Annotated in this window: 28 protein-coding genes and 1 riboswitch; of the genes, 19 read left to right on the top strand and 9 right to left on the bottom strand. The window is 52.3% G+C overall.

Annotation, left to right across the window (positions count from 1 at the left end; genetic code table 11):
* Nucleotides 1-97: 97 nt before the first annotated feature.
* From KJB30_RS12740 to cobU, 4 genes are all read right to left on the bottom strand, one after another.
* Entirely contained in the window at nt 98-547 is a 450-nt protein-coding gene (locus tag KJB30_RS12740) for a hypothetical protein (RefSeq protein WP_214299863.1), read from the bottom strand.
* Entirely contained in the window at nt 547-954 is a 408-nt protein-coding gene (locus KJB30_RS12735; RefSeq protein WP_214299861.1) for a hypothetical protein, read from the bottom strand. The genes KJB30_RS12740 and KJB30_RS12735 overlap by 1 nt, the downstream gene beginning before the upstream one ends.
* Before the next feature lie 64 nt (nt 955-1,018).
* Nucleotides 1,019-2,068, bottom strand: a complete 1,050-nt coding sequence (gene cobT / locus KJB30_RS12730; protein ID WP_214299860.1) for a nicotinate-nucleotide--dimethylbenzimidazole phosphoribosyltransferase — start codon at nt 2,066-2,068, stop codon at nt 1,019-1,021.
* Between the two features lie 810 nt (nt 2,069-2,878).
* The gene (cobU, locus tag KJB30_RS12725) at nt 2,879-3,412 is read right to left on the bottom strand and encodes a bifunctional adenosylcobinamide kinase/adenosylcobinamide-phosphate guanylyltransferase (protein ID WP_214299858.1); all 534 of its coding nucleotides are present in this window, start codon (nt 3,410-3,412) and stop codon (nt 2,879-2,881) included.
* A 101-nt stretch (nt 3,413-3,513) separates the two neighbouring features.
* A riboswitch (cobalamin riboswitch) is annotated at nt 3,514-3,698 on the bottom strand.
* A 312-nt stretch (nt 3,699-4,010) separates the two neighbouring features.
* Between cobU and KJB30_RS12720 the strand changes: the two genes are divergently transcribed.
* The 11 genes from KJB30_RS12720 to larE all read left to right on the top strand — a co-directional run bounded on the left by KJB30_RS12720 (nt 4,011) and on the right by larE (nt 13,526).
* Nucleotides 4,011-4,418: a hypothetical protein gene (locus KJB30_RS12720; RefSeq protein WP_214299856.1), complete on the top strand. Its 408-nt coding sequence runs from the start codon at nt 4,011-4,013 to the stop codon at nt 4,416-4,418.
* Nucleotides 4,419-4,511: 93 nt separating this feature from the next.
* Nucleotides 4,512-6,140: a methyl-accepting chemotaxis protein gene (locus KJB30_RS12715; RefSeq protein ID WP_214299854.1), complete on the top strand. Its 1,629-nt coding sequence runs from the start codon at nt 4,512-4,514 to the stop codon at nt 6,138-6,140.
* Nucleotides 6,141-6,428: 288 nt separating this feature from the next.
* A complete protein-coding gene (gene groES / locus KJB30_RS12710; RefSeq protein WP_214299852.1) occupies nt 6,429-6,716 on the top strand; it encodes a co-chaperone GroES in 288 nt (95 codons plus the stop codon).
* 75 nt (nt 6,717-6,791) lie between these two features.
* Nucleotides 6,792-8,438 (top strand): chaperonin GroEL, encoded by a 1,647-nt coding sequence (groL, locus tag KJB30_RS12705; RefSeq protein WP_214299850.1) that lies wholly within the window; start codon nt 6,792-6,794, stop codon nt 8,436-8,438.
* A 173-nt stretch (nt 8,439-8,611) separates the two neighbouring features.
* On the top strand, nt 8,612-8,929 hold the full coding sequence (locus KJB30_RS12700; protein ID WP_214299848.1) for a cupin domain-containing protein: 318 nt from the start codon (nt 8,612-8,614) through the stop codon (nt 8,927-8,929).
* 47 nt (nt 8,930-8,976) lie between these two features.
* Nucleotides 8,977-9,927, top strand: a complete 951-nt coding sequence (gene hemH / locus KJB30_RS12695; RefSeq protein ID WP_214299846.1) for a ferrochelatase — start codon at nt 8,977-8,979, stop codon at nt 9,925-9,927.
* 54 nt (nt 9,928-9,981) lie between these two features.
* Entirely contained in the window at nt 9,982-10,554 is a 573-nt protein-coding gene (locus KJB30_RS12690; RefSeq protein WP_214299844.1) for a peptidylprolyl isomerase, read from the top strand.
* A 13-nt stretch (nt 10,555-10,567) separates the two neighbouring features.
* Nucleotides 10,568-11,221, top strand: a complete 654-nt coding sequence (locus KJB30_RS12685) for a lactate utilization protein (protein ID WP_214299842.1) — start codon at nt 10,568-10,570, stop codon at nt 11,219-11,221.
* On the top strand, nt 11,202-11,990 hold the full coding sequence (locus KJB30_RS12680) for a ComF family protein (protein ID WP_214299840.1): 789 nt from the start codon (nt 11,202-11,204) through the stop codon (nt 11,988-11,990). The genes KJB30_RS12685 and KJB30_RS12680 overlap by 20 nt, the downstream gene beginning before the upstream one ends.
* Before the next feature lie 155 nt (nt 11,991-12,145).
* The gene (locus tag KJB30_RS12675) at nt 12,146-12,622 is read left to right on the top strand and encodes an RrF2 family transcriptional regulator (protein WP_214299838.1); all 477 of its coding nucleotides are present in this window, start codon (nt 12,146-12,148) and stop codon (nt 12,620-12,622) included.
* 76 nt (nt 12,623-12,698) lie between these two features.
* Nucleotides 12,699-13,526 (top strand): ATP-dependent sacrificial sulfur transferase LarE, encoded by an 828-nt coding sequence (gene larE / locus KJB30_RS12670; protein ID WP_214299836.1) that lies wholly within the window; start codon nt 12,699-12,701, stop codon nt 13,524-13,526.
* Here larE and KJB30_RS12665 read toward each other — a convergent pair.
* Both KJB30_RS12665 and ybaK read right to left on the bottom strand, forming a co-directional pair.
* Complete coding sequence (locus KJB30_RS12665) at nt 13,515-13,964, bottom strand: N-acetyltransferase (RefSeq protein WP_214299834.1); 450 nt, start codon at nt 13,962-13,964, stop codon at nt 13,515-13,517. The two genes, larE and KJB30_RS12665, sit on opposite strands and share 12 nt — an antisense overlap.
* A gap of 15 nt (nt 13,965-13,979) precedes the next feature.
* The gene (gene ybaK, locus KJB30_RS12660) at nt 13,980-14,465 is read right to left on the bottom strand and encodes a Cys-tRNA(Pro) deacylase (protein ID WP_214299832.1); all 486 of its coding nucleotides are present in this window, start codon (nt 14,463-14,465) and stop codon (nt 13,980-13,982) included.
* Between the two features lie 155 nt (nt 14,466-14,620).
* Here ybaK and KJB30_RS12655 point away from each other — a divergent pair, with 155 nt between their 5' ends.
* From KJB30_RS12655 to plsY, 4 genes are all read left to right on the top strand, one after another.
* A complete protein-coding gene (locus KJB30_RS12655; protein ID WP_214299830.1) occupies nt 14,621-15,949 on the top strand; it encodes an enoyl ACP reductase FabMG family protein in 1,329 nt (442 codons plus the stop codon).
* A gap of 18 nt (nt 15,950-15,967) precedes the next feature.
* Entirely contained in the window at nt 15,968-16,711 is a 744-nt protein-coding gene (locus KJB30_RS12650; protein WP_214299828.1) for an outer membrane protein assembly factor BamD, read from the top strand.
* A gap of 92 nt (nt 16,712-16,803) precedes the next feature.
* The gene (locus KJB30_RS12645; RefSeq protein ID WP_367618976.1) at nt 16,804-17,118 is read left to right on the top strand and encodes a DUF4440 domain-containing protein; all 315 of its coding nucleotides are present in this window, start codon (nt 16,804-16,806) and stop codon (nt 17,116-17,118) included.
* A gap of 7 nt (nt 17,119-17,125) precedes the next feature.
* Entirely contained in the window at nt 17,126-17,722 is a 597-nt protein-coding gene (plsY, locus tag KJB30_RS12640) for a glycerol-3-phosphate 1-O-acyltransferase PlsY (RefSeq protein ID WP_214299825.1), read from the top strand.
* Between the two features lie 100 nt (nt 17,723-17,822).
* Here plsY and ubiE read toward each other — a convergent pair whose 3' ends face one another.
* Complete coding sequence (gene ubiE / locus KJB30_RS12635) at nt 17,823-18,533, bottom strand: bifunctional demethylmenaquinone methyltransferase/2-methoxy-6-polyprenyl-1,4-benzoquinol methylase UbiE (protein ID WP_214299819.1); 711 nt, start codon at nt 18,531-18,533, stop codon at nt 17,823-17,825.
* 136 nt (nt 18,534-18,669) lie between these two features.
* Between ubiE and cdaA the strand changes: the two genes are divergently transcribed.
* The 3 genes from cdaA (at nt 18,670) to KJB30_RS12620 (ending at nt 22,892) form a co-directional block, all read left to right on the top strand.
* Nucleotides 18,670-20,079, top strand: a complete 1,410-nt coding sequence (cdaA, locus tag KJB30_RS12630) for a diadenylate cyclase CdaA (protein WP_367618974.1) — start codon at nt 18,670-18,672, stop codon at nt 20,077-20,079.
* Nucleotides 20,080-20,213: 134 nt separating this feature from the next.
* On the top strand, nt 20,214-21,254 hold the full coding sequence (locus KJB30_RS12625) for a C40 family peptidase (protein WP_214299817.1): 1,041 nt from the start codon (nt 20,214-20,216) through the stop codon (nt 21,252-21,254).
* 81 nt (nt 21,255-21,335) lie between these two features.
* Nucleotides 21,336-22,892 carry a B12-binding domain-containing radical SAM protein gene (locus KJB30_RS12620; protein ID WP_214299815.1) on the top strand — a complete coding sequence of 519 codons (1,557 nt, stop codon included), beginning with the start codon at nt 21,336-21,338 and terminating at the stop codon, nt 22,890-22,892.
* Nucleotides 22,893-22,925: 33 nt separating this feature from the next.
* Here the strand turns inward: KJB30_RS12620 and KJB30_RS12615 are convergent, their stop codons facing one another.
* Entirely contained in the window at nt 22,926-23,357 is a 432-nt protein-coding gene (locus tag KJB30_RS12615) for a YajG family lipoprotein (protein ID WP_214299814.1), read from the bottom strand.
* Nucleotides 23,358-23,584: 227 nt separating this feature from the next.
* On the opposite strand from KJB30_RS12615, the gene pap reads away from it, so the two are divergent.
* The gene (gene pap, locus KJB30_RS12610) at nt 23,585-25,069 is read left to right on the top strand and encodes a polyphosphate:AMP phosphotransferase (protein WP_214299812.1); all 1,485 of its coding nucleotides are present in this window, start codon (nt 23,585-23,587) and stop codon (nt 25,067-25,069) included.
* A 48-nt stretch (nt 25,070-25,117) separates the two neighbouring features.
* Here the strand turns inward: pap and KJB30_RS12605 are convergent, their stop codons facing one another.
* On the bottom strand, nt 25,118-25,225 hold the full coding sequence (locus tag KJB30_RS12605) for a FeoB-associated Cys-rich membrane protein (protein WP_246545671.1): 108 nt from the start codon (nt 25,223-25,225) through the stop codon (nt 25,118-25,120).
* Nucleotides 25,226-25,242: the final 17 nt, after the last annotated feature.

Here is a 25,242-nt window from a genome sequence, read left to right as displayed (position 1 = left end):
TCGGAAGGACAATAAGGGGACAAGGACAATAAGGGGACAGGCTGTTTATTGCTGACATTTTTTCGTATATTCAGCCTGTCCCCTTATTACTGTTCGTTTAAATACCGAAAGATAGAAAAGTTCCACCACCACTAAAGGTGTTTTGAGAAAAAGTTGAACCGCCTACTGTCATCGAATCTGGGTTCCCGAAAATGTTCAGGCCGATTGGCCGAAGATCCAAAATATCGATTTCAGCCACTTCTGCTTCATTCTGAACTACATGGAGCACTTGAGAACCACCTACAAAAACAGTAAGAGCATTCCCATCGCTAGTAACATTAACCGCAGGATGCAACGCAACTGACGCTGCGACAAGTGGAACATAATTTTTGCCGGTTTGATCCATCGGCGCTTCAAGCCAGATCATAGGAACCTTGCCGCTACCGACAAGGAGTGGTAATACGTCGCCCACTGCAACTAAGTGGCCGCCACCAATCATAATGTTACTGCATACACACAGTTTTTCTAAAGGCTTATAATCCTCTGGTAACTTAGCTCGGGTTATCATTAAACACCTCCGACAATATGAGAAGATGGCTGAGCCTTATCAAAATGTTTTTCAATCTTTTGCAGTGTCCGTGTTTTGTCATTGGGGCAAAAAAATCCAATAACATATAAAACAATCGCAATGATTATCCCGGCAATTATAGTTTTGGATTCTCCTGCCTCCAATTGTAATTTGCCACCGCCGAACACAGGTGAAATTTTAGGGCCAAGGCTTATAGCATAGCCGACTACTCCTGATAATAGCATCGCAGCAGATGCAGAAGTAATTGGTTGTCCACCCTTAATGCGTAAGAAATCCGCTTCTGTAAGCAAATATGGTATTTGAATTGTTGCCACTGACTGCCCGTTTAATAAATCACTAACAGTAACCGAATCGTTTAGTTGCCGACCTACATATGTTTTTTCCATATGCCCCTCTAAACATCGAAAAAATTTGTCAATTCCAATTTTTTATTGGGCTTATAATCCGCGCTCAATGACTCACCCCAGCCTCATCAAACGTAGCCATCTCCTTCATCACCTTCACTCCCGCCTCAATCAACCCCATGGCCAAGGCCGCTCCGGTGCCTTCTCCCAGGCGCAGGTCAAGGTCCAGGATTGGCGCGGCGCCGATGCGCTCCAGCATGACGCGGTGGCCGATTTCCACTGAGCGGTGGGCGGCGAAGATGTAGTCCCGCACGTTGGGGTGCAGTTCCGAGGCGATCAGGGCGCCGGCGGTGGAGATGAAGCCGTCGATGACCACCGGGATGGAGTTGGCGGCGCAGCCCAGCACCAGTCCGGCGATGGCGGCGATCTCCAGGCCTCCCACCTTGGCCAATACATCCAACGGGTCCTGCGTGTCGGGACTGTTCAGGGTCAGGCCCTGTTCGATAACGCGAATCTTGTTCTCCAGGGCGGCGTTGTTGATGCCGGTGCCGCGGTGGGTCAGCTCCCGCACGCCCAGCCCTGAAATGGCGGCGATGATGGCCGAGGAGGGGGAGGTGTTGCCGATGCCCATCTCTCCGGTGCCCACCAGGGCGACTCCTTCGGCTTTACACTGGTCGGCCAGGTCGATGCCCACCTGCATTGCGGCCAGGGCTTCCTCTCTGGTCATGGCCGGACCCTGGGCAAAGTTGCGCGTGCCGCGGGCCACCTTGCGATGGATCAGTCCGGGTGTTTCACCGAAATCATGATCGACTCCTACATCCACAACCCGCACCTCTACACCGCTGTGGCGTGCCAGCACATTAACCCCTGCACCTCCATTCAGGAAGTTGAACACCATCTGTGCAGTCACTTCGCTGGGATACAGGGAGATCCCCTCCTCAACGATGCCATGGTCACCGGCAAAGGTGAAAATGACCTTTTTAGATGTGTCCGGCACCATCACGCCGCTGATAGCGGCCATGCGACGGGCGAACTCTTCCAGTCTGCCGAGAGAGCCGGGAGGTTTGGTTTTGTTGTCGAGCTTGAGCTGGGCCTGGGCGATCAAGCTCTGGTTAACCGGTGTGATGCGGGCAAGCGCGCTAGTAATGATGTCCATGTTAAAGCCTCCTGATCTACAGGTATCTGTGTGTTTGCCGTTGATGTTTTCGTTTTTGACGTTCCCCCATTGCCACAGCCGAGCGAGCACGGCTGCTGCGGATCAGGGCGTCCCGACTGTCTGAGCGCAGCGAGTTTCGGGGCGACCCCGCAGCGGCCAGCGCAGGGAGGGAAGCCCGCCAGGGCCTGGGGCGCTTGGGGCGCCGTTTTCTTTGCCTTCTTTATTTTGGGCGAGCAAAAGAAAGAAGGTGGGTCTGGGCAAAGCCCAGGGTTCTGTCGTTGCTCGATGCCGGTTCAGGCACGCCCTTGCAGATGCATGGTTGATCGGGGCTCTGCCCCCATCCCCCGGTTACTTTCCTGCTTGCCCAGGAAGGTAACCAAAGGAGGGCACCCCTGCACCACAGGCCCTGCGGGCTTCCCTCGCTCCGTCGGCATCGGCGGCGACGGCCGAAACTCGCTGCGCTCAGACAGTCGGCCGTCTTTTCCCGCCGGTGCCTTACTCACTCGGCTGCGCTGAAGGGGGAGAAAATCAAAAACGATAAGACTCTTATTTAGCTTTTGACTTTCCCCCATCGCCCCAGCCGAGCGAGCACGGCTGCTGCGGATCAGGGCGTCCCGACTGTCTGAGCGCAGCGAGTTTCGGGGCGACCCCGCAGTGGCCAGCGCAGGGAGGGTAGCCCGTCAGGGCCTGTGGCGCTTGGGGCGCCGTTTTCTTTGCCTTCTTTATTTTGGGCGAGCAAAAGAAAGAAGGTGGGTCCGGGCAAAGCCCGGGGTTCTGCTGTCCGTAGGGCGGTTTGAATCCGTACCATAGTTATTTCAACCGTAGTGGAATCCCGCTCGCCACCAGCCACGCTTCACTCGCGCCGGCAGCAATGATCTGATTAGCCTGCCCGGCGATATCCCGGAATATGCGTCCCAGGCGATGCTCCGGGACAATACCCATGCCGACTTCATTGGAGACGATGATAACCGGGGTGGTCATGGCAGACAGGGTGACAGATAAATCCTGCACCCCTGCTATGATGCGCTGCTCGCTCTCTCTGCTTGGCTGGTCATCTTGCAGGAGCAGGTTGGTGAGCCAGAGGGTCAGGCAGTCCACCAGTATTGCATTGTATCTGCCGTCGCAGTTGGCCAGTGCAAGGGGCAGTTGCAGCGGTTCCTCAACGGTGTGCCATGCGCTTCCCCGGCGTTTCTGATGAAGCGTGATTCGATCATCCATCTCGCCATCCAGGGCCTGAGCTGTGGCGAGGTAGCAGAGCGGGGCTTCATATTCCAGCGCGCGCTGTTCAGCGTACCGGCTCTTGCCGCTGCGGGTGCCGCCGGTGATGAATATGGTCTGTGACATGTTTACCCCCAGAAATAAAAAAGCCCCTGTCCGTGAAGGACAAGGGCTCGAAGCAGAGGTTGAAAAACAATCCGGCCTCGGCCCCTCTTTCCACGGAGGTTCCCAAAAGCTTCGGAGTGGCAGGTTTCCTGGCTCCAGGGTCATTTTACTCGCCGCGCCTTCCCGGATTTCCCAGTGACTTTATTGCGGCTTTCATCGCCTGTTACAGTTGCGGGACAGCGAGGGAGTTACACCCTCTTCCCTTTTAACCGCATGTGAGTGCGGCACCAAAACCGATTGGTCGTCAAATGTGGGGAAAGTTGTAGCAGACCGGGTATTGGAAAGTCAAAGGGAAATCAGCTGATAAATCAGCGGGTGAGGGAGAATGCAGACATAGTTGTTCCTTCTGAAATTCCACCTTGGGCTTTCATTAGAATGTATTGAATTCTCATTAATATTATATTGACAGCAAATTAGCAGCATGACAGTATTCGCCAGTCAGAAGGCGGCCTGGCGCGCTTTACGGGCGTCCAAAACTGCTTAATTCTCAGAAGCACTCACGCGACAGCAGGTGGTCCGTTTTTTTATCTCAAAAAAATGCTTTGCGGAAAGGTGATTTATGAAAAAAAAGTTCTCGGTATTTCTTGCATTAATGGTGATCGGGTTTGCATTTTCAGCCCAGGCGGGTGAGTTTGGCGAATTGAGAACCAAGTTAAGCGCAGCTCGAGAGTCACTGATCGAAATGATGTTGCATAAGGAAAAACGAGGCGCAGATCAGCAGAAGCTTGTAAAGAACACGGCTGATGCGGTAAGTGCGCAACTTGCCAAGATGAAAGCACCTGCCGGGAAAGAAGCACAGTTCAAGGAGCTAAAAGAAAATTGGGCAGCTTTCAAGCATACCCGTGAGACTGAACTGGTTCCTGCTATTTTGAAAGGAAACGACGAAGCGGCAAAGAAAATAGCGGGTGGTATTCAGAAAGAGCGCTATACGAAATGTCAGAAAATTACGAGTGAACTCGATAATTAATTTCATGGTTCGCGTGAGTGCCTCAATCATGGATGTTTGGTCGCAACAATAGATTAATTGCAGCGTCGCTTATGGGAGTATCGGGGGTTTTGAATGACTATTCTGACCATGAAAATTGGAACCAAACTGGCTGCCGGTTTTGGGCTCATTTTACTGTTGGTGGTGCTATTGATAACCTTTGTGGGGGTGCAGTTGGTATCTGTGTCCACTGCGGCCCGGCAGATAGAAGCTGATATCGCCAACAGCAAGAGTGCGGTCAGTATTGTCACAACCGTCAAGGATAACGGTATTTCCAGTATGGAGATGCTTCTGTCCACCAACAGCGACCACCATGCCACTGTCATAAAACAGATCGAAGAGAGAAATCAGGCGAGTGCCAAGGTTTTTGACTCCTTGAACAAGTCATTAAGCAACTCACCACAGGATGGAAAGCTTCTGGCTGAAATGAAAAAGCATCGTGGGATATATATTGAAGGTCTTGAGAAGGTGATGAAACTTCTTCAAGCAGGGAAACGTGATGAGGCCACCTATGTGGCTGGCGAAGAAATGGTCCCAATGCTTGATCCCTATCTGAATGCACTAAAGAGGCTTGATGATCATCAGCAGGTGAAGCTCGAATCAAGTATTGCCAGGATCGAGAAAGCTGCCGTGACAACACGAAATATGGCGATCCTGCTGGGTTGTGTCGTCGTCCTGCTGGGGGTGTGTTGCTCTTTTTTCATTATCCGCTCCATCACCAAACCTCTGAACCAGATGCGTACCACTATTACCGATGTCGAGCAGACCGGTGACTTTACCAGTCGCGTGACCGTTACCAGTACAGATGAGGTCGGCGTTACGGCCCAGGCTTTTGATGATCTTATGATAGCTCTCCAGCAGACTTTTAAAGAGGTTCTTGAGAGTGTCGCCAAGGTATTGGAATCGTCCCAAAGCATATGGTCTACTTCAAGTCAGGTTTCGGTGAGTGTTTCCAATCAAAGCATATCGACTTCCGCCATGGCGGCCGCAGTCGAAGAAATGACCGTCAGCATCAGTCATGTTTCCGATAGGGCGCGCGAAGCCCTTGAAATTTCGCGTCAATCCGGAAAACTTTCCACTGAGGGTGGGACGATTATTACTCAGGCCGCCGCCGAAATGACACGTATCGCAGATAGTGTGCGCCATGCCTCACATACCATTGAAGAAGTTTCTCAGCATTCAAATCAAATCGGAGAGATTGTAAATACTATTGAGGATATTGCTGATCAGACTAATCTGCTTGCATTGAACGCGGCTATCGAGGCTGCCCGTGCTGGTGAACAAGGACGCGGCTTCGCAGTTGTGGCCGACGAAGTGCGGGCACTGGCTGAACGAACCACCAAAGCGACTAAAGAAATTTCAGGCATGATTGGGGCTATGCAACAGAGTGCCCACTCTGCAGTTGATGCCATGGTGAGTACCGTGGATCGGGTCAACCAGGGAGTGTCACTGGCCAATCAAGCCGGTGTTGCCATTGGTCAGATAAAGGAAGGGGAAAGTCAGGTTGATACAGTGGTGAATTATATTTCACAGGCACTCTCAGAGCAAAGCAGCGTCAGTAATGAGTTTGCCAGCCAAGTAGAAAAAGTAGCTAACATTACCAATGAAAACAGTGCCGCTGCGACTGAATTGGCTGATGAGGCAAACAAGCTTCAGGAACTCGCTAATATCATGCAAGCAGCTGTTGGAAGATTTAAAATTTAATTTTAACGATTTGTATGAAATGCACCGGCTGTAACGGTTGCAATTAAGGCCGGGTTCATTCACCGTGAGTCCGGCTATCTTTTTCAACCTTCTGCTAATGCTGTTCCTCCCAAGATCCACCATGCCGTCCCCGCCAATTTCGAGATTCTCAAATTTTTTTAAATGCCCCCTTGATTTTTAAAATTCGATTGCTATATTTACACGTGCTAGCACTCGTGTTGTTTGAGTGCTAATTCTGTCTGTGACAGTAAACCAAAATATCATCAAGCTAGAAAGGAGAACTGAAAGATGAATTTAAGACCGCTGCAGGATCGCATCATCGTCAAGAGGGTTGAAGAAGAGACCAAGACCGCCGGAGGACTTTTCATCCCCGAAACTGCTAAAGAGAAACCGCAGCGCGGCGAGATCGTGGCAGTCGGCAATGGCAAGAAAACTGAAGACGGCAAGGTACTGCCGCTGGACGTTAAAGTCGGCGACATGGTGCTCTTCGGCAAATATGCCGGCACAGAAGTAAAAGTGGATGGAGAAGATTACCTGATGATGAGAGAAGACGACATTCTCGCTGTCATTCAGTAGTTTAAAATCCGCAAAGCAAATCAGGGTGAACGCCGTTCGCCCCTACCAATATAAAAACAATTATGGAGGAACATCATGGCTGCAAAGATTATCAAGTTTGACCAGGATGGCCGCAACGCCATTCTTAAAGGTGTAAATACTCTGGCTGATGCTGTCAAGGTTACTCTCGGTCCCAAAGGCCGCAACGTTGTTATCGACAAATCCTACGGTTCCCCGCTGATCACCAAGGACGGCGTGACTGTTGCCAAGGAAATCGAGCTGGAAGACAAATTCGAAAACATGGGCGCACAGCTGGTCAAGGAAGTTGCTTCCAAGACTTCCGATGTTGCCGGTGACGGCACCACCACAGCTACCGTTCTGGCCCAGGCTATTTACCGCCAGGGCTCCAAGCTGGTTGCTGCCGGTCACAACCCTATGGAAATCAAGCGCGGCATCGACAAGGCTGTTGAGACCATCGTGGCCGAACTGCAGAAAATCTCCAAGCCGATCAAAGACCACAAGGAAATCGCCCAGGTCGGCACCATCTCCGCCAACAATGACAAGACCATCGGCGACATCATTGCCGAAGCAATGGAAAAAGTCGGCAAAGAAGGCGTCATTACTGTTGAAGAAGCAAAGTCCATGGATACCAGCCTGGAAACAGTCGAAGGTATGCAGTTCGACCGCGGCTACCTCTCCCCTTACTTTGTTTCCGATCCTGAGCGCATGGAAGCTGCTCTTGAGAACGCGCTGATCCTGATCCACGACAAGAAGATCTCCAACATGAAGGACCTGCTCCCGGTTCTTGAGCAGACCGCCAAGTCCGGCCGTCCTCTGTTGATCATTGCCGAAGACATCGACGGCGAAGCTCTTGCTACGCTGGTTGTCAACAAACTGCGCGGCGTGCTGAACGTCTGTGCTGTCAAGGCTCCAGGTTTCGGCGACCGCCGCAAGGCCATGCTGGAAGATATCGCTGTTCTGACCGGCGGCCAGGTGATCTCCGAAGAAGTCGGCTTCAAACTCGATCAGACCACCATGGATATGCTCGGCCGCGCCAAACGCATCACCGTTGACAAAGACAACACCACCATCATCGACGGCGACGGCAAAGAAGACGCCATCCAGGGTCGCGTGAAGATGATCCGTGCCCAGATCGACGAAACCTCCAGCGACTACGACAAGGAAAAGCTGCAGGAGCGTCTGGCTAAACTGGTTGGCGGCGTAGCCGTGATCAAGGTCGGTGCTGCTACCGAAGTTGAAATGAAAGAGAAGAAAGCCCGCGTGGAAGATGCTCTGCATGCTACCCGCGCAGCTGTTGACGAGGGCATTGTCCCTGGCGGCGGCGTTGCTTATATCCGTGCTCTGTCCGCTCTGGACGGTCTGGCACTCTCCACCGAGCAGCAGTTCGGCGTGACCGTGGTCAAAGCTTCTCTCGAAGCTCCGATCCGTCAGATCGCAGACAATGCCGGCATCGATGCTTCCATCGTTGTCGACAAGGTCAAAAACGGCAAAGACGCTTTCGGATATGACGCAGCATCCGACGAGTATGTTGACATGATCCAAGCCGGTATCATCGATCCGACCAAGGTTTCCCGTTCGGCTCTGCAGAATGCTTCTTCCATCGCTGGTCTGATGCTGACCACCGAGGCTCTGATCGCCGAGAAGCCCAAGGATGAGGCTGCAATGCCTGCAATGCCCGGCGGTATGGGCGGCATGGGCGGAATGGGCGGCGGAATGTACTAAGAAAGATAGCTTTTCGTGCTCCGGGAGTTCTGTACGACCAGGACGAAAAGAAGGAGATCTTAGGCAATATGGCTGCATGAACAAAAGGCAGGGGATTTCGGTTCCCTGCCTTTTTTGTTGCCTGCCCATTACCCGGGCGTTATTATTCAACCAGATCAATAAAGGGAGGCACTATGGATTTAATCGGCAATGCATTTACCATGAGTGAACTGGTCGCTTACGCACAAGGTTCGGTGGTCAGCAAGACGCTGATCGACAAGAAGATCGGGACGGTTACGTTGTTTTCCTTTGATGCCGGTCAGGGGCTCTCGGAACACACCGCACCCTATGATGCTTTTGTGCAGGTGGTGGATGGCGAGGCACTGGTGAACATAGAGGGTGCCGAGCATACGGTGGCTGCCGGACAGATGATCATCATGCCTGCCAACAAGCCCCATTCGCTCAAGGCAGTCAAGCCGTTCAAGATGCTTCTTGTGATGATTCGCGCATAATTATCTGATTTTGTTGCTCATAGCTGTGCTAACTGAAAAGGGTATTCATGTCTGAAAAAACTGCCGTACTGCTGCTCCAGATGGGGGGACCGGATTCTCTGGAGGCGGTGAAGCCATTTCTCTACAATCTGTTTTCCGACCGGGATATCATCAGGATCGGACCGGCTTTTGTCCAGCCGCTGATTGCCCGTTTCATTTCACTGCGGCGCTCCCGAAAAGTGGTTGAATATTATCGGCAGATCGGAGGTAAATCACCACTTCGCGAACTGACCGATCAGCAGGCGGGAGAGTTGGAGAAGGTGCTTGGCGCCAACTACCGCTGTTTTGTTGCCATGCGCTACTGGAAACCGGATACCAGGGAAGCTTTGGCCGCTATCAGACAGGAAGGATTCAGCCGCATCATCGCATTGTCGCTGTACCCGCATTATTCGCGGGCCACGTCCGGTTCAAGCTTCAACGAGCTGGAGCGGGCGCGCACCCTTTCCGGTAAGTCTTTTTTTGTCAGCTATGTGCGCCAGTTTTTCGATCATCCCCTGTACATCGCGGCGCTGGCTGAAAAAATCGAGCAGGGTCTTTCCCAATTCAGCGACCGCAACGCTGTTCAGCTGGTTTTTTCGGCTCATGGTCTGCCCCAATCTTTTATTGATTCCGGTGATCCGTATCTTGACCATATTCAGGCTACCGTGCGGCTGGTGATGGAGCGTTTCAAGGATGTTACGCACCATCTGGCTTTCCAGTCCAGGGCCGGACCGGTAAAGTGGCTGGAACCATCCACCGAAGAGATGATCCGTACTCTGGGGGAGGGGGGCTGCAAAAGTCTGCTGATGGTGCCGCTTTCTTTTGTCTCCGACCACATTGAGACACTCTACGAGATAGATATCCAGTATCGTGATGAGGCTGCAGCTCTGGGTATTACAGATTTTCGCAGGACAGAATCTCTCAACGCTACACCGGCTTTTATTCAGTGCCTGGCTGAGCTTGTGAGGGGAGCACGATAGGCCGTAGTAACTCACCTGGTCCTCAGGTGCCAAAAAAAACTTCAGGAGGTAATCATGTTGAAAAAACTGATCTGTGCGGTTGCAATGGTGGTGTTGACTGTGGGTCTGGCCTGTGCCGAGGGCAAGAAAAATCCGGTTGTAGCGATGGAGACATCTCTCGGTAATGTGAAGATCGAACTGTTCCAAAAAGAAGCCCCCATCAGTGTTAAAAACTTTCTGGACTATGCTGGCAACGGATTTTACAACGGCACCATATTTCATCGGGTGATTCCCGGTTTCATGGCCCAGGGGGGCGGGTTCACTGCTGATCGGAAACAAAAGCCGACCAATGGTCCCATTAAAAACGAAGCAGCCAACGGCTTGAAGAATGACCGCGGCACTATTGCCATGGCGCGTACCTCGGCACCTGATAGTGCTACGGCCCAATTTTTCATCAACGTGGTCAACAATGAAATGCTCAATCGTCCAAACCCCGATGGAGCCGGCTATGCGGTCTTCGGCAAGGTGATAGAGGGAATGGATGTTGTTGATAAAATCGTCTCGGTCAAGACACAGAACGTCAATATGGTTTTCCAGAATTTTCCTGTGACCCCGGTTGTGATCAAATCGGTTTCAGTCGTGAAATAGGGAGATTTCAGAGATGTCATTAACTGAGAACCTGGTCGACTGGACCCATGAACAAAAATGTCTCAAGGCAGTTGAATCCTTGGGTATCAATGGTTTCACCGCCGTGTACTGTCCTTCTCCCCAGGATGCTTTCGACTATATCAGTTCAGCAGCGGCGGGCGCCCGCAGTATCGGGTTCGGTGGTTCCATGTCGGTTGCGGGCCTGGGAATCGAAGCGCAGTTGCGGGATAGCGGCAAGGAGCTCCTGAACCATTCAGCGAAGGATCTGGCAGCTGAAGAGCGGATCGAGGTCATGCGTCGCCAGCTTACCTGTGATCTTTTCCTGTGCGGATGCAATGCGCTGACACTGGGGGGAGAACTGGTCAATATCGATGCAACCGGCAACCGTGCTGCTGCCATGTTCTTCGGTCCCCGTTCGGTGATCGTGGTGGTCGGACGCAACAAGCTGGTTGAAGGCACGGTGCATGATGCCATCCAGCGGGTAAAAAACCGGGCCACCCCACCCAATGCCAAACGGCTCAACTTCAATACCCCGTGTGCCCATACCGGATTTTGCACCAACTGCAATTCTCCCCAGCGTCTCTGCCGGGTTACAACAGTTATCGACCGCAAGCCGCGATTCACCGACCTGCATGTGCTGGTGGTGAATGCGGATATGGGATTCTGATGTGCTGACATCTCCAGAGGGCGTGAAAGAAAAGGTGTTTAAGCCCTTACTGCACGCCTTTCTGGATATGTTTTTCCCGCCCCTGTGTCACGTCTGCCATTCATTCATACCTGATGCTGATGAACTTCATATCTGCCCTGCATGCCGTGCCCAAATGATGCCTCTGGGGCGCCCGTTCTGCAGTGTCTGCGGCATTCCCTTTCTCGGTGCCGGCGACGACCATCTCTGTGGAGACTGCATCAGGCATCCCCCCGCTTATGATGCAGCGCGGGCGGCAATTGCCTATGCCGGGCCGGTGTGCAAGCTGATCCATGATTTCAAATACACTCACAAGGTTCACCTGCGCCGTCCCCTGGCGCTGCTGATAATCCAGCACCTGAACGATGTGGTCGCCGGGCATGATTGGGACCTGATCATCCCCGTCCCTCTGCATGTAAGGCGCCTTCGCAGTCGCGGATTCAATCAGGCTGTGCTGTTGGGGGAACTGCTTGCCCGGAAATGGCGTCTGCCTATGGAGCGGCGGACCTTGCGAAGGGTTCGCTGGACAGAGCCCCAGATCAACCTCCCGGCAGTCGACAGGCGCGATAATGTCAAAGGTGCCTTTGCTGTCCATGATGTCGCCCGTGTGGCCGGCAAACGTGTTATTCTGCTGGATGATGTAATGACGACAGGGAGTACGGTGAATGAATGCGCCGCGGTTTTGAAAAAGGCCGGGGCCGAGAGGATTCTGGTGGTGACGGTTGCCCGTGCCTTGCCAGATTCAATCTAACAAGACAACTTGATTATTTCGGATTGTTGTGTGGAATGTGTGGGGTTTTAAGTCTATTTTGTTGACAAAAAAAGTGTAATTTGTAGAATGACACTATCAACAATTGCCCACCGAGCTCGAAGGGCAAGCGTTAATGAACATTTTCCGGAGGAACAGTGCGTCTTTCGACCAAAAGCCGTTACGGGCTACGTGCCCTGTTTGACATCGCTTACAACTGTGGCAGTGTGCCCGCCCAGATTCAGGATATCTCACGACGACAGCAGATTTCTCCCCGCTACCTGGAACAGATTTTTCAGAGTCTCAAGCGAGCCGGCATCCTGAAAAGCAAACGCGGACCCCAGGGAGGGTACTGTCTGGCCAGAAAACCGGATGAGATCACCGTGCTGGAAATTCTGAACGCCACCGAACAGGACGTACTGCTGGTGGATTGTGCGGGAGAAACGTCCAAGAAGCCGAAGCGCGTCACAGAGTGTCCTTTCGAAGGAAACTGTGTTACGCAGACCGTCTGGGAAGAAGCCAGCACGATGCTTAATACTCTTTTCGGGGGTATGACGCTGCAGACTCTTTGCGAACGCGGACATGCCATGGGCATAAAAAAAGAGCATGATCACCGTTTCATGTACTACATCTGACACGACTTCGAGCATGAAGGATTATTTGACACATAAGCGCCCCACTATAGGGGCGTTTTCTGTTTAAGGAGCTTTTATGGGAGTTCAGGAAGAAAAGCAGGGTAGCCTAAGGAAAATTGTGCGGGAGATGGGTTCAATTCTTGTGGCTTTTTCAGGCGGGGTTGATTCCACCCTGCTGCTGAAAGTGGCTCATGAAGAACTGGGGGACCGTGCCGCGGCAATTACCATTGACGCTCCTTTTCACAGTCGCCATGAGATAGATGAGGCCCGCCGGCTGGCACAATTGATGGGGGTGCGGCATTTTATCCTTCATACCCATGATCTGAAGATCGAGGGGCTAGACAACAATCCCCCTGACCGCTGCTATATCTGCAAGAAAGAGGTATTCGGCCTCTGTCTGGAGATGGCCCGCCAGAACGGGTTTGCCGTGCTTGCCGACGGCAGCAATGTGGATGATCTGGGTGATTACCGCCCGGGCCGCAAAGCTCTGGAGGAGCTTGGTGTACGCAGTCCGCTGCTGGAAGCAGGTCTCACCAAGGCTGAAATTAGAGCCAACAGCCGGGATCTCGGGCTGGATACGTGGGAAAAGCCGGCTCTGGCCTGTCTTTTAACCCGGTTTCCCCATGGTGAGGAGATTACCCCGCAGCGACTGAACATGGTGGAGCAGTGTGAGAATTATCTGCGGGAAAAAGGCTTCGGTCTTTTCAGGGTACGGGCACATGGTGAAACGGCGCGCATAGAGGTGACGGGCGATGAGCTTTCCCGTCTGGTGGAGGCCGGTATGCGCGAGGAAATGACCGCTTTTTTCCACAAGGCAGGTTTTGCATTTGTAACGGTGGATATGGATGGGTATCGTTGCGGCTCAATGAATCCCCCAGCTGCAGAAGAAAAATCACAGATTTAATATCATCGCATTCTCATCGCAGTCCGGAAACTTGACGCACTTGATGCAGTCACCCCAGACCTTGTGGGGCAGTTCCGATTTGTCCACCAGGTAAAATCCATGTTTGGCAAAGAAGTCAGGCTTGTAAGTCAGGCAGAAAATCCGTTTAAGGCCCACTTCGCGTGCCTCGGCGATGCATGCCTGTACCAGCTGGCTTCCGACACCCTTGCGGCCGACCTCTTCAGCTACGGCGACAGAACGCACCTCGGCCAGATCCTCCCAGACGATGTGCAGTGCAGCCGTCCCCAGGAGTCTGCTCCCTTCTTCATAGACATAAAAATCGCGTAATGACTCGTAAATTTCGGAAAGGGACCGGGAGAGCATGTCGCCTCGCGATGCAAAAGTCATCAGCAATCTCTGAATTTCCTTAACGTCTTGTATCTGTGCCTTGCGGACCATGTAATCTCCCTTTGGTTATTGAATCCCTACAGCAACCGTGGTTGGTTGCAGCACCCGGATAAGTTCGGCAGGAGCCATGCCTACAAGATAGCCCCGCTTGCCTCCGTTGATGTAGATCCTGTCCAGGTCTGCTATTGTTTTTTCAAGGTACACCGGCATCTCACGGCGTGTACCAAAAGGGGAGGTTCCCCCCACGAGATATCCGGTATGTTTCTGGGCTGTCCCGGGTGTGCAGGGTGAAACCTGTTTGACTCCCATGGCCCGTGCCAGCTCTTTGGTGGAAACCTGCATGTCGCCGTGCATCAGGATGACCAGCGGATTCTTGCCGTCATCTTCCATTACCAGTGTCTTGATCACCTTATGTTCATCGACCCCCAGTTCCCTGGCAGATACGGCTGTGCCCCCTTTTTCTTCGTAAGCATAGGGGTGGTCGCTGAAGTTGATTTTATGGGCACGCAGTATTCTCACTGCAGGAGTAACCGGCGTTTTATCTCTGGACATTGTAGAAAACCTCACCCATACACAATGCTATTTCTGCCCGAAGATATCATGTTTTTGCGGCCATGTCACCTATCCGGCCCGTGCTTTTTCTGTTCACTTTAGCGTGTGGTTCATGATATGAAATCAAGGTTGTTTAACAGAAAGGAAGATAAAACATGACAGAATATAAGCCATTGAAACAGTTGCCGGAAAGAGCAGGGTACGGCCCGGGTGATGTGCTGGTGCTGGTAGGGGAACTTTTCGGGCGAGGCTATGCAAATGGCCTGGTTGACGAGGCAAAACGCCTCGGCATGACCGTTATCGGCACAACTGTGGGCAGGCGCGATGCTGACGGGACACTACGTCCGCTCAGCAGTGAGGAACTGGCCGCTGCCGGGGAACTACTGGGGGGGGAGGTAATTAACATACCCCTGGAAGCCGGTTTTGACATGGAAGCGGTGGGTGAACAGCCATCTATCGCCGAGCAGCTCAAGAAGGCGCGGCCGGATGACTGGAACACGATCAGCTTTGCGGATTCTTTTGTCGAACAGGCCCGGGCTGCAGGAACCAGGCGTTTTCGCTCCGCCATGGGCCAGGTATGCCAGGAACTTCTGCGCCTGATTCCGCAGGAGGCCAACATCATTCTGGCCCATGCCATGGCCGGCGGAATTCCGCGGGCACGAGTATTCATGCCGCTCCTTAACCGGGTCTTCAAGGGCACCGGTGAAAAATACCTTCCCTCGGCCGATTTCTGGGCGAGTGATTTGGGCCGTCTGTGTGACGCCAGCTTTAATGAGGTAACAGCTGACACATTCCGCTACCTGCTGGAGGAGACCGAGCCTCTCCGTCAGCGTTCGGAATCCTTTGGAAAAAAAGTCAACTACACAGCCTATGGCTATCACGGTACCGGAATCCTCATGGGTGAGGAATATAACTGGCAATCCTACACCCCGTATGTCCAGGGGTGGGCCAAGATGCGCCTCGAGGATATTGCGACCGAAGCCCGCAGCAATGGCATCAACGCTACTGTTTTCAACTGTCCAGAAATCCAGACAAATTCCAGTGCCCTTTTCCTGGGAGTTGAGATCGCCCTGTACCTCTTGCTCGAAGCCATCGGGCGCGAAGCGGGGGAGGCGGCCCTGGCGCAGCTTCAGGAACGTTGCCAGGCTATGCTGAAGGAAGGGGTTACTGTTCAACAGTTATTGGAACGGGCGAAAACATACCTCTCTTCGCCACTTCTTCCCGGGCCTGCTGATTTTCCTTCATGGCCCCAGCATAACAGCCGTGAACAGGCCGAACTGATGCTGACCGCCTCGGCTGAGCTGATGGGGATGCATGCCGATCAGAAGAATCTGATCTGTGCAGAGCTCTCAAGAATTGTTTTTCTGACAACAGGCAGATTGATGGTGCAGGCTTCATGGAGTTCTGATGCTGCGGTGTTCTGGCTGAACCATGACATACTGGCACGCCTCCTGGCAGATGAGAGCGGCAAGGATATTCTCTAGAATCAGGAGAGGGAACATATGAAAACACCCGATAAATCGATCCTGGTGTCATTGCTGGCACTGCTCCTGTTGCAGGGATGTGCCACCCCCCAGATGAACAAACCAACCGATGTGCTGTACAAGGACGGTGAGGAGTTCTACCAGAGCGGTAAATATGAGGATGCCATTGCCCAGTGGAAGAAGGTCAGGGAAAGCTATCAGTCTCCCGAGCTGACCACCCGTGCTGAACTCGGCATTGCTGATGCCTACTTCCTGAATAAGGATTACATAGAGGCTGCAGCTGCCTATGAGGACTTCCGCAAGCTTCATCCGCGCCACGAGAAAGCTGAATATGCGCTGTACCATCAGGCCCTGAGCCATTATTATCAGGTAAGCCGCATTGATACCGATCAAACTCCTGTGAAAAATGCCCTGGCGGTTTTTGAAGCCTATCTCAGCCAGTATCCCTCAGGGGAGTTTCTTCAGCAGGTCCGGGAAAAGGCTGGCGACTGCCGCGACAAACAGCTGCAATATGAGATTTACGTCGGCAAGTTTTACCTGAATCAGGGAAAATTTCCTGCGGCTATCGGGCGCTTTGAAGAAGCGCTCAAAATGTTCCCCGATTTGCCGCGTCGCGACGAGGTGCTCTATTATCTGGGGTGGTCGTATCTGGCGTCGGGGCAAAAAAACAAGGGACGAGAGGTGTATGCGCGCCTGTTCAAGGAGTTTCCCGCAAGTCCCCATATTGATGCTGCCAACAAGAAAATGGACTCCTTCTTCTGATCATGCGCTTTACCCTGCTCCTGCTGCTCTGCTGTCTTGTTTGCGTGCCGGGCTGCGGAACATCAAACGCGGGAAAGGAAGACATATTGCAGGTGCTGCAGGTGCGCAGCCAGGCCCTGAACGGGCGTGACCTTCCTCTGTATCTCAGTGTGGTCTCACCAGCTTATCGTGATAAAGGCAAAGACATTGCTGCTCTGACTGCAGGTGTTGCGGCAGGCTTCAAAAGCCGCACAGTTGCCTATCAGGCAGGCCATCGCACAGTGTCTGTCAGCGGGAACCGGGCTGAAGTCAAGGGGACCTACCGCATGAAAGTGACTGTTGGGGGGCGCGAAATGGTACTGGATGGCGAGGAAACCATTATTTTAAGCCGTGAGGCTGGTGTCTGGAAAATAATCGCAGGCTTATGAGATGGCTATGACATACCAAGAATCACATTTTTTTATCTGGATAGCGGCTGCCTACCTGCTTGGTTCTGTACCTACCGGACTGCTGCTGGGTAAACTCTATGGCATTGATGTACGTCGGCAGGGAAGCGGTAATATCGGTGCAACCAACCTCTACCGCACTGTCGGGCGTAAGGTGGGGGTAATGACTTTGGTGGGAGATTGTCTCAAGGGTATTGCCCCGGTGCTGCTTGCGCGCCAGTTCGGTCTTTCGGGTGAACAGATTGCCTGGATCGGTCTGGCAGCTTTTTGCGGGCATGTTTTTTCAATCTTCCTCAAATTCAAGGGGGGCAAGGGTGTTGCTACCGCCTTGGGAGTATTTCTTGCTCTTTCTCCGCTGGCAGTGCTCGTGGCCCTGATTCTGTTTGTGCTGCTGATGCTGAAATGGCGCTATGTTTCCCTGGGTTCTGTCTGTGCGGCGGCGGTCATGCCCCTGGCCGTGGCGCTGCTGTCCGGCGGACGTACATTGACATTGGTCACGTTCCTGATTGGGCTGATCGTGATAGTCCGGCATCTGGAAAACATCCGGCGACTGCTTGCGGGTACGGAGAACAAGTTCAAGGCGTGAATTTATCTTTCAAACGCAAAAAAGACCTGCCGGTATTGTCGGCAGGTCTTTTTTGTATGCAGAGTATCACGCTTTTGCCTTTGTGGTGGCTACACCGCTTCTATTCCTTTTCTCCGGCATGGATGGTGGCGATGCCGAAAGTGAGTTCGTGGATCTGGATGTTGCGGAATCCGGTTGCAGTCATCATGGCTGCGAACTCGCTAACCGAAGGAAACTCGAGCACCGAGTCAGGCAGATATTTGTAAGCATTGTAACGTGAAAAGAGCCCCCCTATCATCGGCAGCAGCCTGCGGAAATAAAAATAGTAGAGCTGTCTGAACAACTGCGAACGGGGGGTGGAAAACTCAAGGATTATCATTCTTCCGCCAGGACGCAGCACCCGCCACATTTCCGCTAGGCCCAGTCTTCTGTCCACCACATTTCGTATTCCAAAGGCGATTGTAATCGAGTCGAAGGTGTTGTCAGGAAAGGGAAGGTCCTCGCAGGGAGCCACATGCAACGTAATTCGATCGGCGTAAGGAGAGGCCGCCACCTTGGCCTGACCCAGCTCAACCATCTCCGGACAAAAATCAGCCCCTGAAATCTGCACTGACAGCGGAGTGGTACGCGCTATCTCCAGTGCAACATCACCGGTGCCGGTGGCAACATCCAGTATCTTCGACCCCTCCCGATATTTGAGCAGCTGTACCGCTTTAGTGCGCCAGCGGCGGTCTATGCCAAAGCTGAGCAGGCGGTTGAGGAAATCGTAACGCGGGGCGATAGTGCCGAACATCTGCTGGATATTTTCGCCCTTCTCGGAAAGTCTGAACATGGAAGTGCTACCTTTTGATTAAATTTGATGCTATAAATCAAGCCTTTGACATGTAGCATATTTTGAGTCAACAAGACCAGTAAAAATCGGATCGGGAGTGCTCCCGACCCGGTGCGCAGAAGCAAAGGAGCAGGTTGTGCCGTCGTATATCCGCCTTCAGGATGTAGCTGATATCCTGATTATGACATTTCTTTTGTACCAGCTTTATTCCTGGTTCAGCAGGACGCGTGCGATGCAGGTGCTGCTCGGGTTGGGAGTGGTGACGCTCATCTATTTTGCCACCCGCTTTCTGGGGTTGTACATGACCAGCTGGATCCTTCAAGAATTGGGAACCGTGCTGATTGTCCTTATTATTGTCGTATTTCAGGCCGAGATACGACAGGCCTTATACCGTTTCAGTCTGTTGCGGCACTTGTTCGATGCTCGAAGAAATGAGCAGGGGAGTCATTTTCAGGAAACCGCTGAAACAATCTTCAATCTGGCGGGAAGTCGCACCGGTGCAATAGTAGTCTTCCAACGCAGTGAATCACTGGCCGACCAGATGCTGAATGGTGTCAAACTTGATTGCGAAGTTAACCCTCAAATACTTCAAACGATCTTCATAGATGGTACCCCTCTGCACGATGGTGCCGTCCTTATCAAAGATGGACGTATTGCCGCTGCATCCTGTCATCTGCCGCTCTCTGTCAATTCGGAGGTCCCTCAGCATTTCGGTACTCGTCATCGGGCCGCACTGGGGCTTTCCGAACGCAGTGACGCTGTGGTCGTCGTTGTATCCGAGGAGCGCGGAGAGGTGTCACTGGCCGTGGGGGGAGAGTTGCGCCGCATGGCCACTCCTGCTGAACTGATTGCGGCCCTTGACGAGATGATCAATCCTGTCCGGGAAACCACGCGAAACAGCCTGCCGCGCATGTTTTTCAGCAATCTGCTTCCAAAAGCTGCCATTCTACTCATCGTGAGTGTCTTCTGGGTGCTGATAACCTCACGCCAGGGGCAGATAACCACGGTGATGGCTCCACTCAGACTGCATGGTCTTCCTGATGACATGGTGCTTGTGAAAGGGCTCCCAGAGGAGGTCGACGTTCAGCTAAAATCCTTGTCAAGTCTAGCTCCTTTGCCTTCCAGAATTGACATTGCGGCGGATGTGGACCTATCGGAAATTCATGAAGGTCATAACACCATCAGGATCAAAGCTTCCGACTTTACGCTGCCTTCCGGAATGGAAATGAGCAGCGTTACCCCCGCGGCCATCAAGGTCGTCGCGGAACGCAAGAAACGTAAAACAGTGCCGGTTAAAATTGTAGTGCGTGGAACCCCTAAAGGGATGAAAAACGTGATCGTCGCGGTAGACCCGGCAACGGTGGTGGTGGAAGGGCCTGCTCTCCAGGTTGCACACATTGATTTCGTTGCGACCGAAGAGATCGATGGAACTCGCCTGGTAAAGGGCAAAGAGTACCGTGCAAACCTCCTGCCTCCCGAAAAGCGGGTTACTGTGTTGCGAGAAGAACCGGTCATTGTGAGACTAATGTCTCGCGGCAAAAAATAATTATATTACAAAGGCTTATGCTGGTGGAACATTAAAATGAGGGTGATAAAAGGCAGTTAAAGGTTGACTTGAAGGAAAAATTGTTATACAAATGCCGTGCTTCAGCTGGTTATTTTAAAACAAAAGGGGGACAAATGGCGCGTATCATCTATCTGCATATGCTATGCATCATCATTCTAGCCTTTCCTCAACTAGCCCAGGCTTCCAAGACCCATGTAGCCCGCAAAAGTGAGTCACTTCATAGCATTGCCCGCAAGTACCACGTTTCCGTAAGCGAACTCAAAAATGTTAACAATCTGACCGGTACCAGGGTGGCAAAAGGTGCCCGCCTGATTATTCCTTCGCATGGGAACGAACATGGTAAGCAAGCTAAAGCGGTCGAAAAGGCGCGCTCGTACAAGGTGGCCAAGGGTGACACTCTCCCTAAAATTGCTAAAAAAACCGGTGTTAAGATGGCTGAACTTCGCCGCCTTAATGCTCTGAAGGGTAATAAGATCAAAACCGGCCAGGTACTGGCCCTGAACAAGGTAATGCCTGTCGCTGATGAGGTTCCGCGTACTACTGTTGCAGAGAACAGGCTTCAGCTGGTCAACCGCGATCTCCTGAACGAGCAGGAATTCTCCAACACCCTCTCTGAGTTGACCGACCTTGATGCTGATCGCCCCGTTGATCTGGCCAAAAACCTTGAAAGTAACGTCGCCGGCGTGAGTAAACTGAAGAAAAGTGCTTACAGTTTTCTGGGAGCCCGTTACCGTTTCGGTGGAAACAGCCGCACAGCGCTTGATTGTTCCAGCTTTACCCAGCAGGTTTTCCGTGAGCAGAAGGTTAGTCTTCCCCGCACTGCAAGAGAGCAGTTCAACGTAGGCAGTGAAGTAATGCGTGGCGATCTGCAAAAGGGCGACTTGGTGTTTTTTCAAACCTATGCGCAGTTTCCCTCGCATGTCGGCATCTACCTCGGCAACCGCAAGATGATTCATGCATCTTCCCGTGACCGTCGAGTAGTGATTTCCACGATGGATACTCCCTATTATCTTGCCCGCTTCCTTGGCGCACGGCGCATTGGCAATGTTTCCTCCGAAAACTTCGATTTCAATGAGCTATTCACAGGGGTTGAGGAAGAGAATGAAAACGATGCCCAGGCCAATGATACTCTTGGTTTGGCGCTTAATAACTGACGCTTTTATTACAATGCTGTTCCTGTTGATATTTTTTACAGTCCGGGTCCCCAAAGACCCGGACTTTTTTTGTCCTTTATCATGAAAATTCTTCTAGCCTATATATCCGGGGAATCCCATCGGGATGACCCTTATATCAATCTGGTGCCTGCCGGGCTTGGCTATCTGCATGCCACGCTGAGGAAGGCAGGTTTTGACGCAATCCTGGCCAATTTCTCAGGATGGAATGATGCTGCCATTTCGCGAGAAATCAGAAAATTTCAGCCTGAAATCGTTGCCATCTCCCAATGGACCCATAACCGGGTCGCTTCATCTGCTCTGGCGAGGCTTGCACGCAGGGCGCAGCAAAAGTGCCTGATTGTAATGGGCGGGGCCCATGCTACATTTCGCTGCAATGAACTGCTCATCAAGGAGCCAGTTGTTGATGCCGTTATACTGGGAGAGGGAGAAGAAACCCTTCTGGAGCTGGCGGAACGGGTTGCCGGGCATTCCGATTGGCTCGATGTAAAGGGATTGGCTTATCTCAGCGCAGGCAGTGTCGTCATTACCCCGTCCCGTCCTCCGTTACGTGATCTCGACCAGCTTCCTTTTCCCGCATTTTATCTGCATGAACATTCACTCGGCATTGATCAGAATTTGCAGGCTGAGTTTGTCATCAGTGCCCGGGGATGCCCCTCAGCCTGTTCTTTTTGTAGTTCTCCCGGCTTCTGGAACCGAAAAATTCGTTTCAGATCACCTCAGAATGTGGTGGATGAGATCCTCTTTCTGAAGGATACCTTTGGCCTGATCTACTTCTCCATACGGGATGACACTTTCACCGCAGACCGGCGTAGAACTATTGAGATCTGTCGGCTGCTGATCGAGCGCAGGGCACATGTCATCTGGAATTGCCAGTCACGGGTCACGGCGCTTGATGAGGAAATTCTTGTCTGGATGAAACGTGCCGGATGCGAGTGCGTCCAGCTGGGAGTGGAATCAGGCTCGTCCCGAATCTTGCAGATGCTTGATAAAACCATTACACCGGCACAGGTTGAGCACGCCGCGAGACTGGTCAAACACGCCGGGATCAATCTGTCGGTTTACCTGATCAGCGATGTCCCTGGGGAAACCGAGGAGGATATATCCTTAACTATCAGGCTGATGCGCCGGATCAGGCCTGATGATGGTTATGTCTCTCCGCTGGCTTACTTTCCGGGCACCCGGCTGTTCGACAATGCGGTTGCAGAGGGACGTGTCGCCCCGGATCTTTTTGAAGTGAGCGGGGAGCCGGCTCTCTATGCCGTGGCACATCGAGGGACAGCTTCACGGCGTCTGTTGAAGTCCATGGGGCATGGGAAAAGTGATGCACGGGATTATGCAGAGATCAAAAGGCGGATCGGTTTCTGCCCGGTGACGAATGTGATGGCGGGTGAGTTCTCCCGCTTGCAGGGGAACAACTCGGCCGCGGAAAAGGAGTTCAGGGAGATTGTCGAGCGGGAGCCTGATAATCCCTGGGGATGGTTCCTGTTGGGAGAGTTATACGGTGAACAAGGCGACAGGAGCAGATCCCGGAGCTGTTATCAGAAGGTTTTGGCATTAGTACCGAATCACCAGCCTTCCCTGAAGGCACTACAGGACAAAAAAAAGCGGGGCCAGTAATCGGCCCCGCTGTGTGTTGATATGCTATCTATGTTACTTGATGATTCTGATGCCTGGAATGAAGGAGATTTTTTCAAATGTTCTGTTCAGTGTTTTGCTCTGGAATCCGGTAATCGGGGGAGTATCGGGGTATTCAATTGAATCGCCGATAGCTACCTTGATTTCAGGAAGAGCCAACCAGGTTTTCTGACCCTTGTCGTCAGCAGCTTCAACATAGGTATAGCCGCCGGAATTCATGGTCTGAGTAACCTTGGCCTTCTTGCCGACGCCGGCAGGAATTTCCTGTGCTTTCATGCCTGCGTGGGGATCGCCACCACCGGTTGCACCAGGTGTCGGGTGTCCAGGTGGCATTTGACCTTTGGGTGCCGCTGCCGGCTGCTGGGGGGCTTCAGTTTTTGGTTTGTCCTTACAGCCTGCCATGGCGAGCGCTGCGATAGAGAGAACGATTATTGCTAATTTTTTCACCTGCAACCTCCTGTTTTTTTAGTAACCCTTTATTTGTACACGATTCACTTTTTTTTTTCTAGCAAAAAAAGTGTGGAAATCTCCAGGTAGTCATTCCCTCATATCCCACTGATCATGGACCTCATTTACTGTAGCCATTGGTTGAACATTGGAAATGTGCTATAGGATGCTCTAATTTTGGTAAAGTTCAGTTTGATGTTGAATGAAGTAGAAACAGGAGGGTCTACATGTTCGAATCAGCGGAGCTGGGTCATAAGGTCAGCAAGGCAGTCTGGAAAAAGGAAATTTCAGCATTGCGGGAGGGGCTGCTGGATGCCCAGCTGGACCTGCTTACCACAAAAAAATGTCCTGTCATTATTCTGGTGGCTGGTGTGGATTGTGCCGGCAAGGGGGAGACGGTCAATATCCTCAATGAATGGATGGATCCGCGCCACATTGAGACTCATGCCTTGCGGGACCTGACCGATGAAGAGCGAGAGCGTCCACGTATGTACCGTTATTGGCGGGTGCTGCCTCCCAAAGGAAAAATCGGCATCTTCATCGGTACCTGGTATTCCCGTCCGCTTATCGACAACGTTTATGGCGACATCAAGAATGCCGAGCTGGACCAGCAATTGGAGCGTATTCTGCGTTTCGAGAAGATGCTCTGTGACGAAGGGGCGCTGGTGCTCAAATTTTGGCTTCATCTTTCCAAAGATGAGCAGAAAAAAAGACTGAAGACACTGGAAAAAGATCCATCAACCCGCTGGCGGGTTACCGACACGGATTGGGAACATTATAAGCTTTATGACACATTCCGGCAGGTGTCCGAAAGGATGCTGCGCACGACCAGTACGCCCGAATCGCCCTGGACCATTGTCGAGGGGACCGATCCGCGCTACCGCTACCTCACCATTGGCAAGACCCTTCTGGCAGCCTTGCGCCAGCGCCTCGACATATCTGAGCAACCTTGTCACATCGAGCCGATTCCACCCATCATGCCTGCCATCGATAACCTGCTGATTCTCAGGACGCTCGACCTTTCCCAAAAACTTAAAAAATCCGAATACGAAGAAGAGCTGGAAAAGTACCAGGGCAAGCTCAATGTACTGACCAGGAATCCTGATTTTAAAAAGCTTTCGGTGGTTGTGGTCTTCGAAGGCAATGATGCTGCCGGCAAAGGGGGTAGTATTCGCCGTATCACCCAGGCGCTGGATGCGCGGCAATACCGAGTCATACCCATTGCCGCACCCACCGAAGAGGAACAGGCCCAGCCTTATTTATGGCGCTTTTGGCGCAACGTTCCCCGCAAGAGCCGTTTCGCCATTTTTGACCGTTCCTGGTATGGACGTGTGCTGGTGGAGCGTGTGGAAGGCTATTGCGATCATGCAGATTGGATGCGGGCCTATGGCGAGATCAATGAGTTTGAAGAGCAGATGGTTCGCAAGCGGACTGTGATGGTCAAATTCTGGCTTTCAATCGATCGGGAAGAACAGCTGAGGCGTTTCAAGGAGCGGGAGAAGATAGGTTTCAAGCGCTTCAAGATAACAGAAGATGACTGGCGGAACCGTGAAAAATGGGAAGAGTACGAACTGGCGGCGTGTGACATGATCGACCGCACCAGTACCGAAATAGCGCCCTGGACCCTGGTTGAAGCCAATGATAAGAATTATGCCAGGATTAAGGTGCTGAAGACACTTTGCGAGCGGTTGGAGGCTGCGCTGGGCAAATAGCGGTACCGCTGTCTGCCCAGCCGGATTTCTCGGCACCACGTGCCGGTCTTAATGTCTTTTTGAACTACAGCCGCCGCTGCATTCCCCCGAACAACCTTTCTTTTTCCAGAGCGAGCTATAGAGGAGCCAGAAGGCTCCTCCCAGAATCACGATCATCAGGACAATATCAAAAA

This window comes from Pelotalea chapellei, from assembly GCF_018531195.1.
Taxonomy (GTDB): Bacteria; Desulfobacterota; Desulfuromonadia; order Geobacterales; family Pseudopelobacteraceae; genus Pelotalea; species Pelotalea chapellei.
Note: the sequence above shows the minus strand (reverse complement) of the source record. Positions and strands in the feature narration are given on the sequence as shown.

Excerpts from the sequence above, each read along its gene's own strand:
- ubiE (WP_214299819.1), bottom strand. The coding sequence starts at position 18,533 with ATGTTCAGACTTTCCGAGAAGGGCGAAAATATCCAGCAGATGTTCGGC.
- KJB30_RS12720 (WP_214299856.1), top strand. The coding sequence starts at position 4,011 with ATGAAAAAAAAGTTCTCGGTATTTCTTGCATTAATGGTGATCGGGTTT.
- KJB30_RS12650 (WP_214299828.1), top strand. The coding sequence starts at position 15,968 with ATGAAAACACCCGATAAATCGATCCTGGTGTCATTGCTGGCACTGCTC.
- KJB30_RS12735 (WP_214299861.1), bottom strand. The coding sequence starts at position 954 with ATGGAAAAAACATATGTAGGTCGGCAACTAAACGATTCGGTTACTGTT.
- KJB30_RS12680 (WP_214299840.1), top strand. The coding sequence starts at position 11,202 with ATGCGGATATGGGATTCTGATGTGCTGACATCTCCAGAGGGCGTGAAA.
- KJB30_RS12690 (WP_214299844.1), top strand. The coding sequence starts at position 9,982 with ATGTTGAAAAAACTGATCTGTGCGGTTGCAATGGTGGTGTTGACTGTG.
- ybaK (WP_214299832.1), bottom strand. The coding sequence starts at position 14,465 with ATGTCCAGAGATAAAACGCCGGTTACTCCTGCAGTGAGAATACTGCGT.
- pap (WP_214299812.1), top strand. The coding sequence starts at position 23,585 with ATGTTCGAATCAGCGGAGCTGGGTCATAAGGTCAGCAAGGCAGTCTGG.
- cobU (WP_214299858.1), bottom strand. The coding sequence starts at position 3,412 with ATGTCACAGACCATATTCATCACCGGCGGCACCCGCAGCGGCAAGAGC.
- groES (WP_214299852.1), top strand. The coding sequence starts at position 6,429 with ATGAATTTAAGACCGCTGCAGGATCGCATCATCGTCAAGAGGGTTGAA.
- hemH (WP_214299846.1), top strand. The coding sequence starts at position 8,977 with ATGTCTGAAAAAACTGCCGTACTGCTGCTCCAGATGGGGGGACCGGAT.
- KJB30_RS12620 (WP_214299815.1), top strand. The coding sequence starts at position 21,336 with ATGAAAATTCTTCTAGCCTATATATCCGGGGAATCCCATCGGGATGAC.
- KJB30_RS12715 (WP_214299854.1), top strand. The coding sequence starts at position 4,512 with ATGACTATTCTGACCATGAAAATTGGAACCAAACTGGCTGCCGGTTTT.
- groL (WP_214299850.1), top strand. The coding sequence starts at position 6,792 with ATGGCTGCAAAGATTATCAAGTTTGACCAGGATGGCCGCAACGCCATT.
- cobT (WP_214299860.1), bottom strand. The coding sequence starts at position 2,068 with ATGGACATCATTACTAGCGCGCTTGCCCGCATCACACCGGTTAACCAG.
- KJB30_RS12655 (WP_214299830.1), top strand. The coding sequence starts at position 14,621 with ATGACAGAATATAAGCCATTGAAACAGTTGCCGGAAAGAGCAGGGTAC.
- KJB30_RS12665 (WP_214299834.1), bottom strand. The coding sequence starts at position 13,964 with ATGGTCCGCAAGGCACAGATACAAGACGTTAAGGAAATTCAGAGATTG.
- plsY (WP_214299825.1), top strand. The coding sequence starts at position 17,126 with ATGACATACCAAGAATCACATTTTTTTATCTGGATAGCGGCTGCCTAC.
- larE (WP_214299836.1), top strand. The coding sequence starts at position 12,699 with ATGGGAGTTCAGGAAGAAAAGCAGGGTAGCCTAAGGAAAATTGTGCGG.
- KJB30_RS12685 (WP_214299842.1), top strand. The coding sequence starts at position 10,568 with ATGTCATTAACTGAGAACCTGGTCGACTGGACCCATGAACAAAAATGT.
- KJB30_RS12740 (WP_214299863.1), bottom strand. The coding sequence starts at position 547 with ATGATAACCCGAGCTAAGTTACCAGAGGATTATAAGCCTTTAGAAAAA.
- KJB30_RS12700 (WP_214299848.1), top strand. The coding sequence starts at position 8,612 with ATGGATTTAATCGGCAATGCATTTACCATGAGTGAACTGGTCGCTTAC.
- KJB30_RS12605 (WP_246545671.1), bottom strand. The coding sequence starts at position 25,225 with ATGATCGTGATTCTGGGAGGAGCCTTCTGGCTCCTCTATAGCTCGCTC.
- KJB30_RS12625 (WP_214299817.1), top strand. The coding sequence starts at position 20,214 with ATGGCGCGTATCATCTATCTGCATATGCTATGCATCATCATTCTAGCC.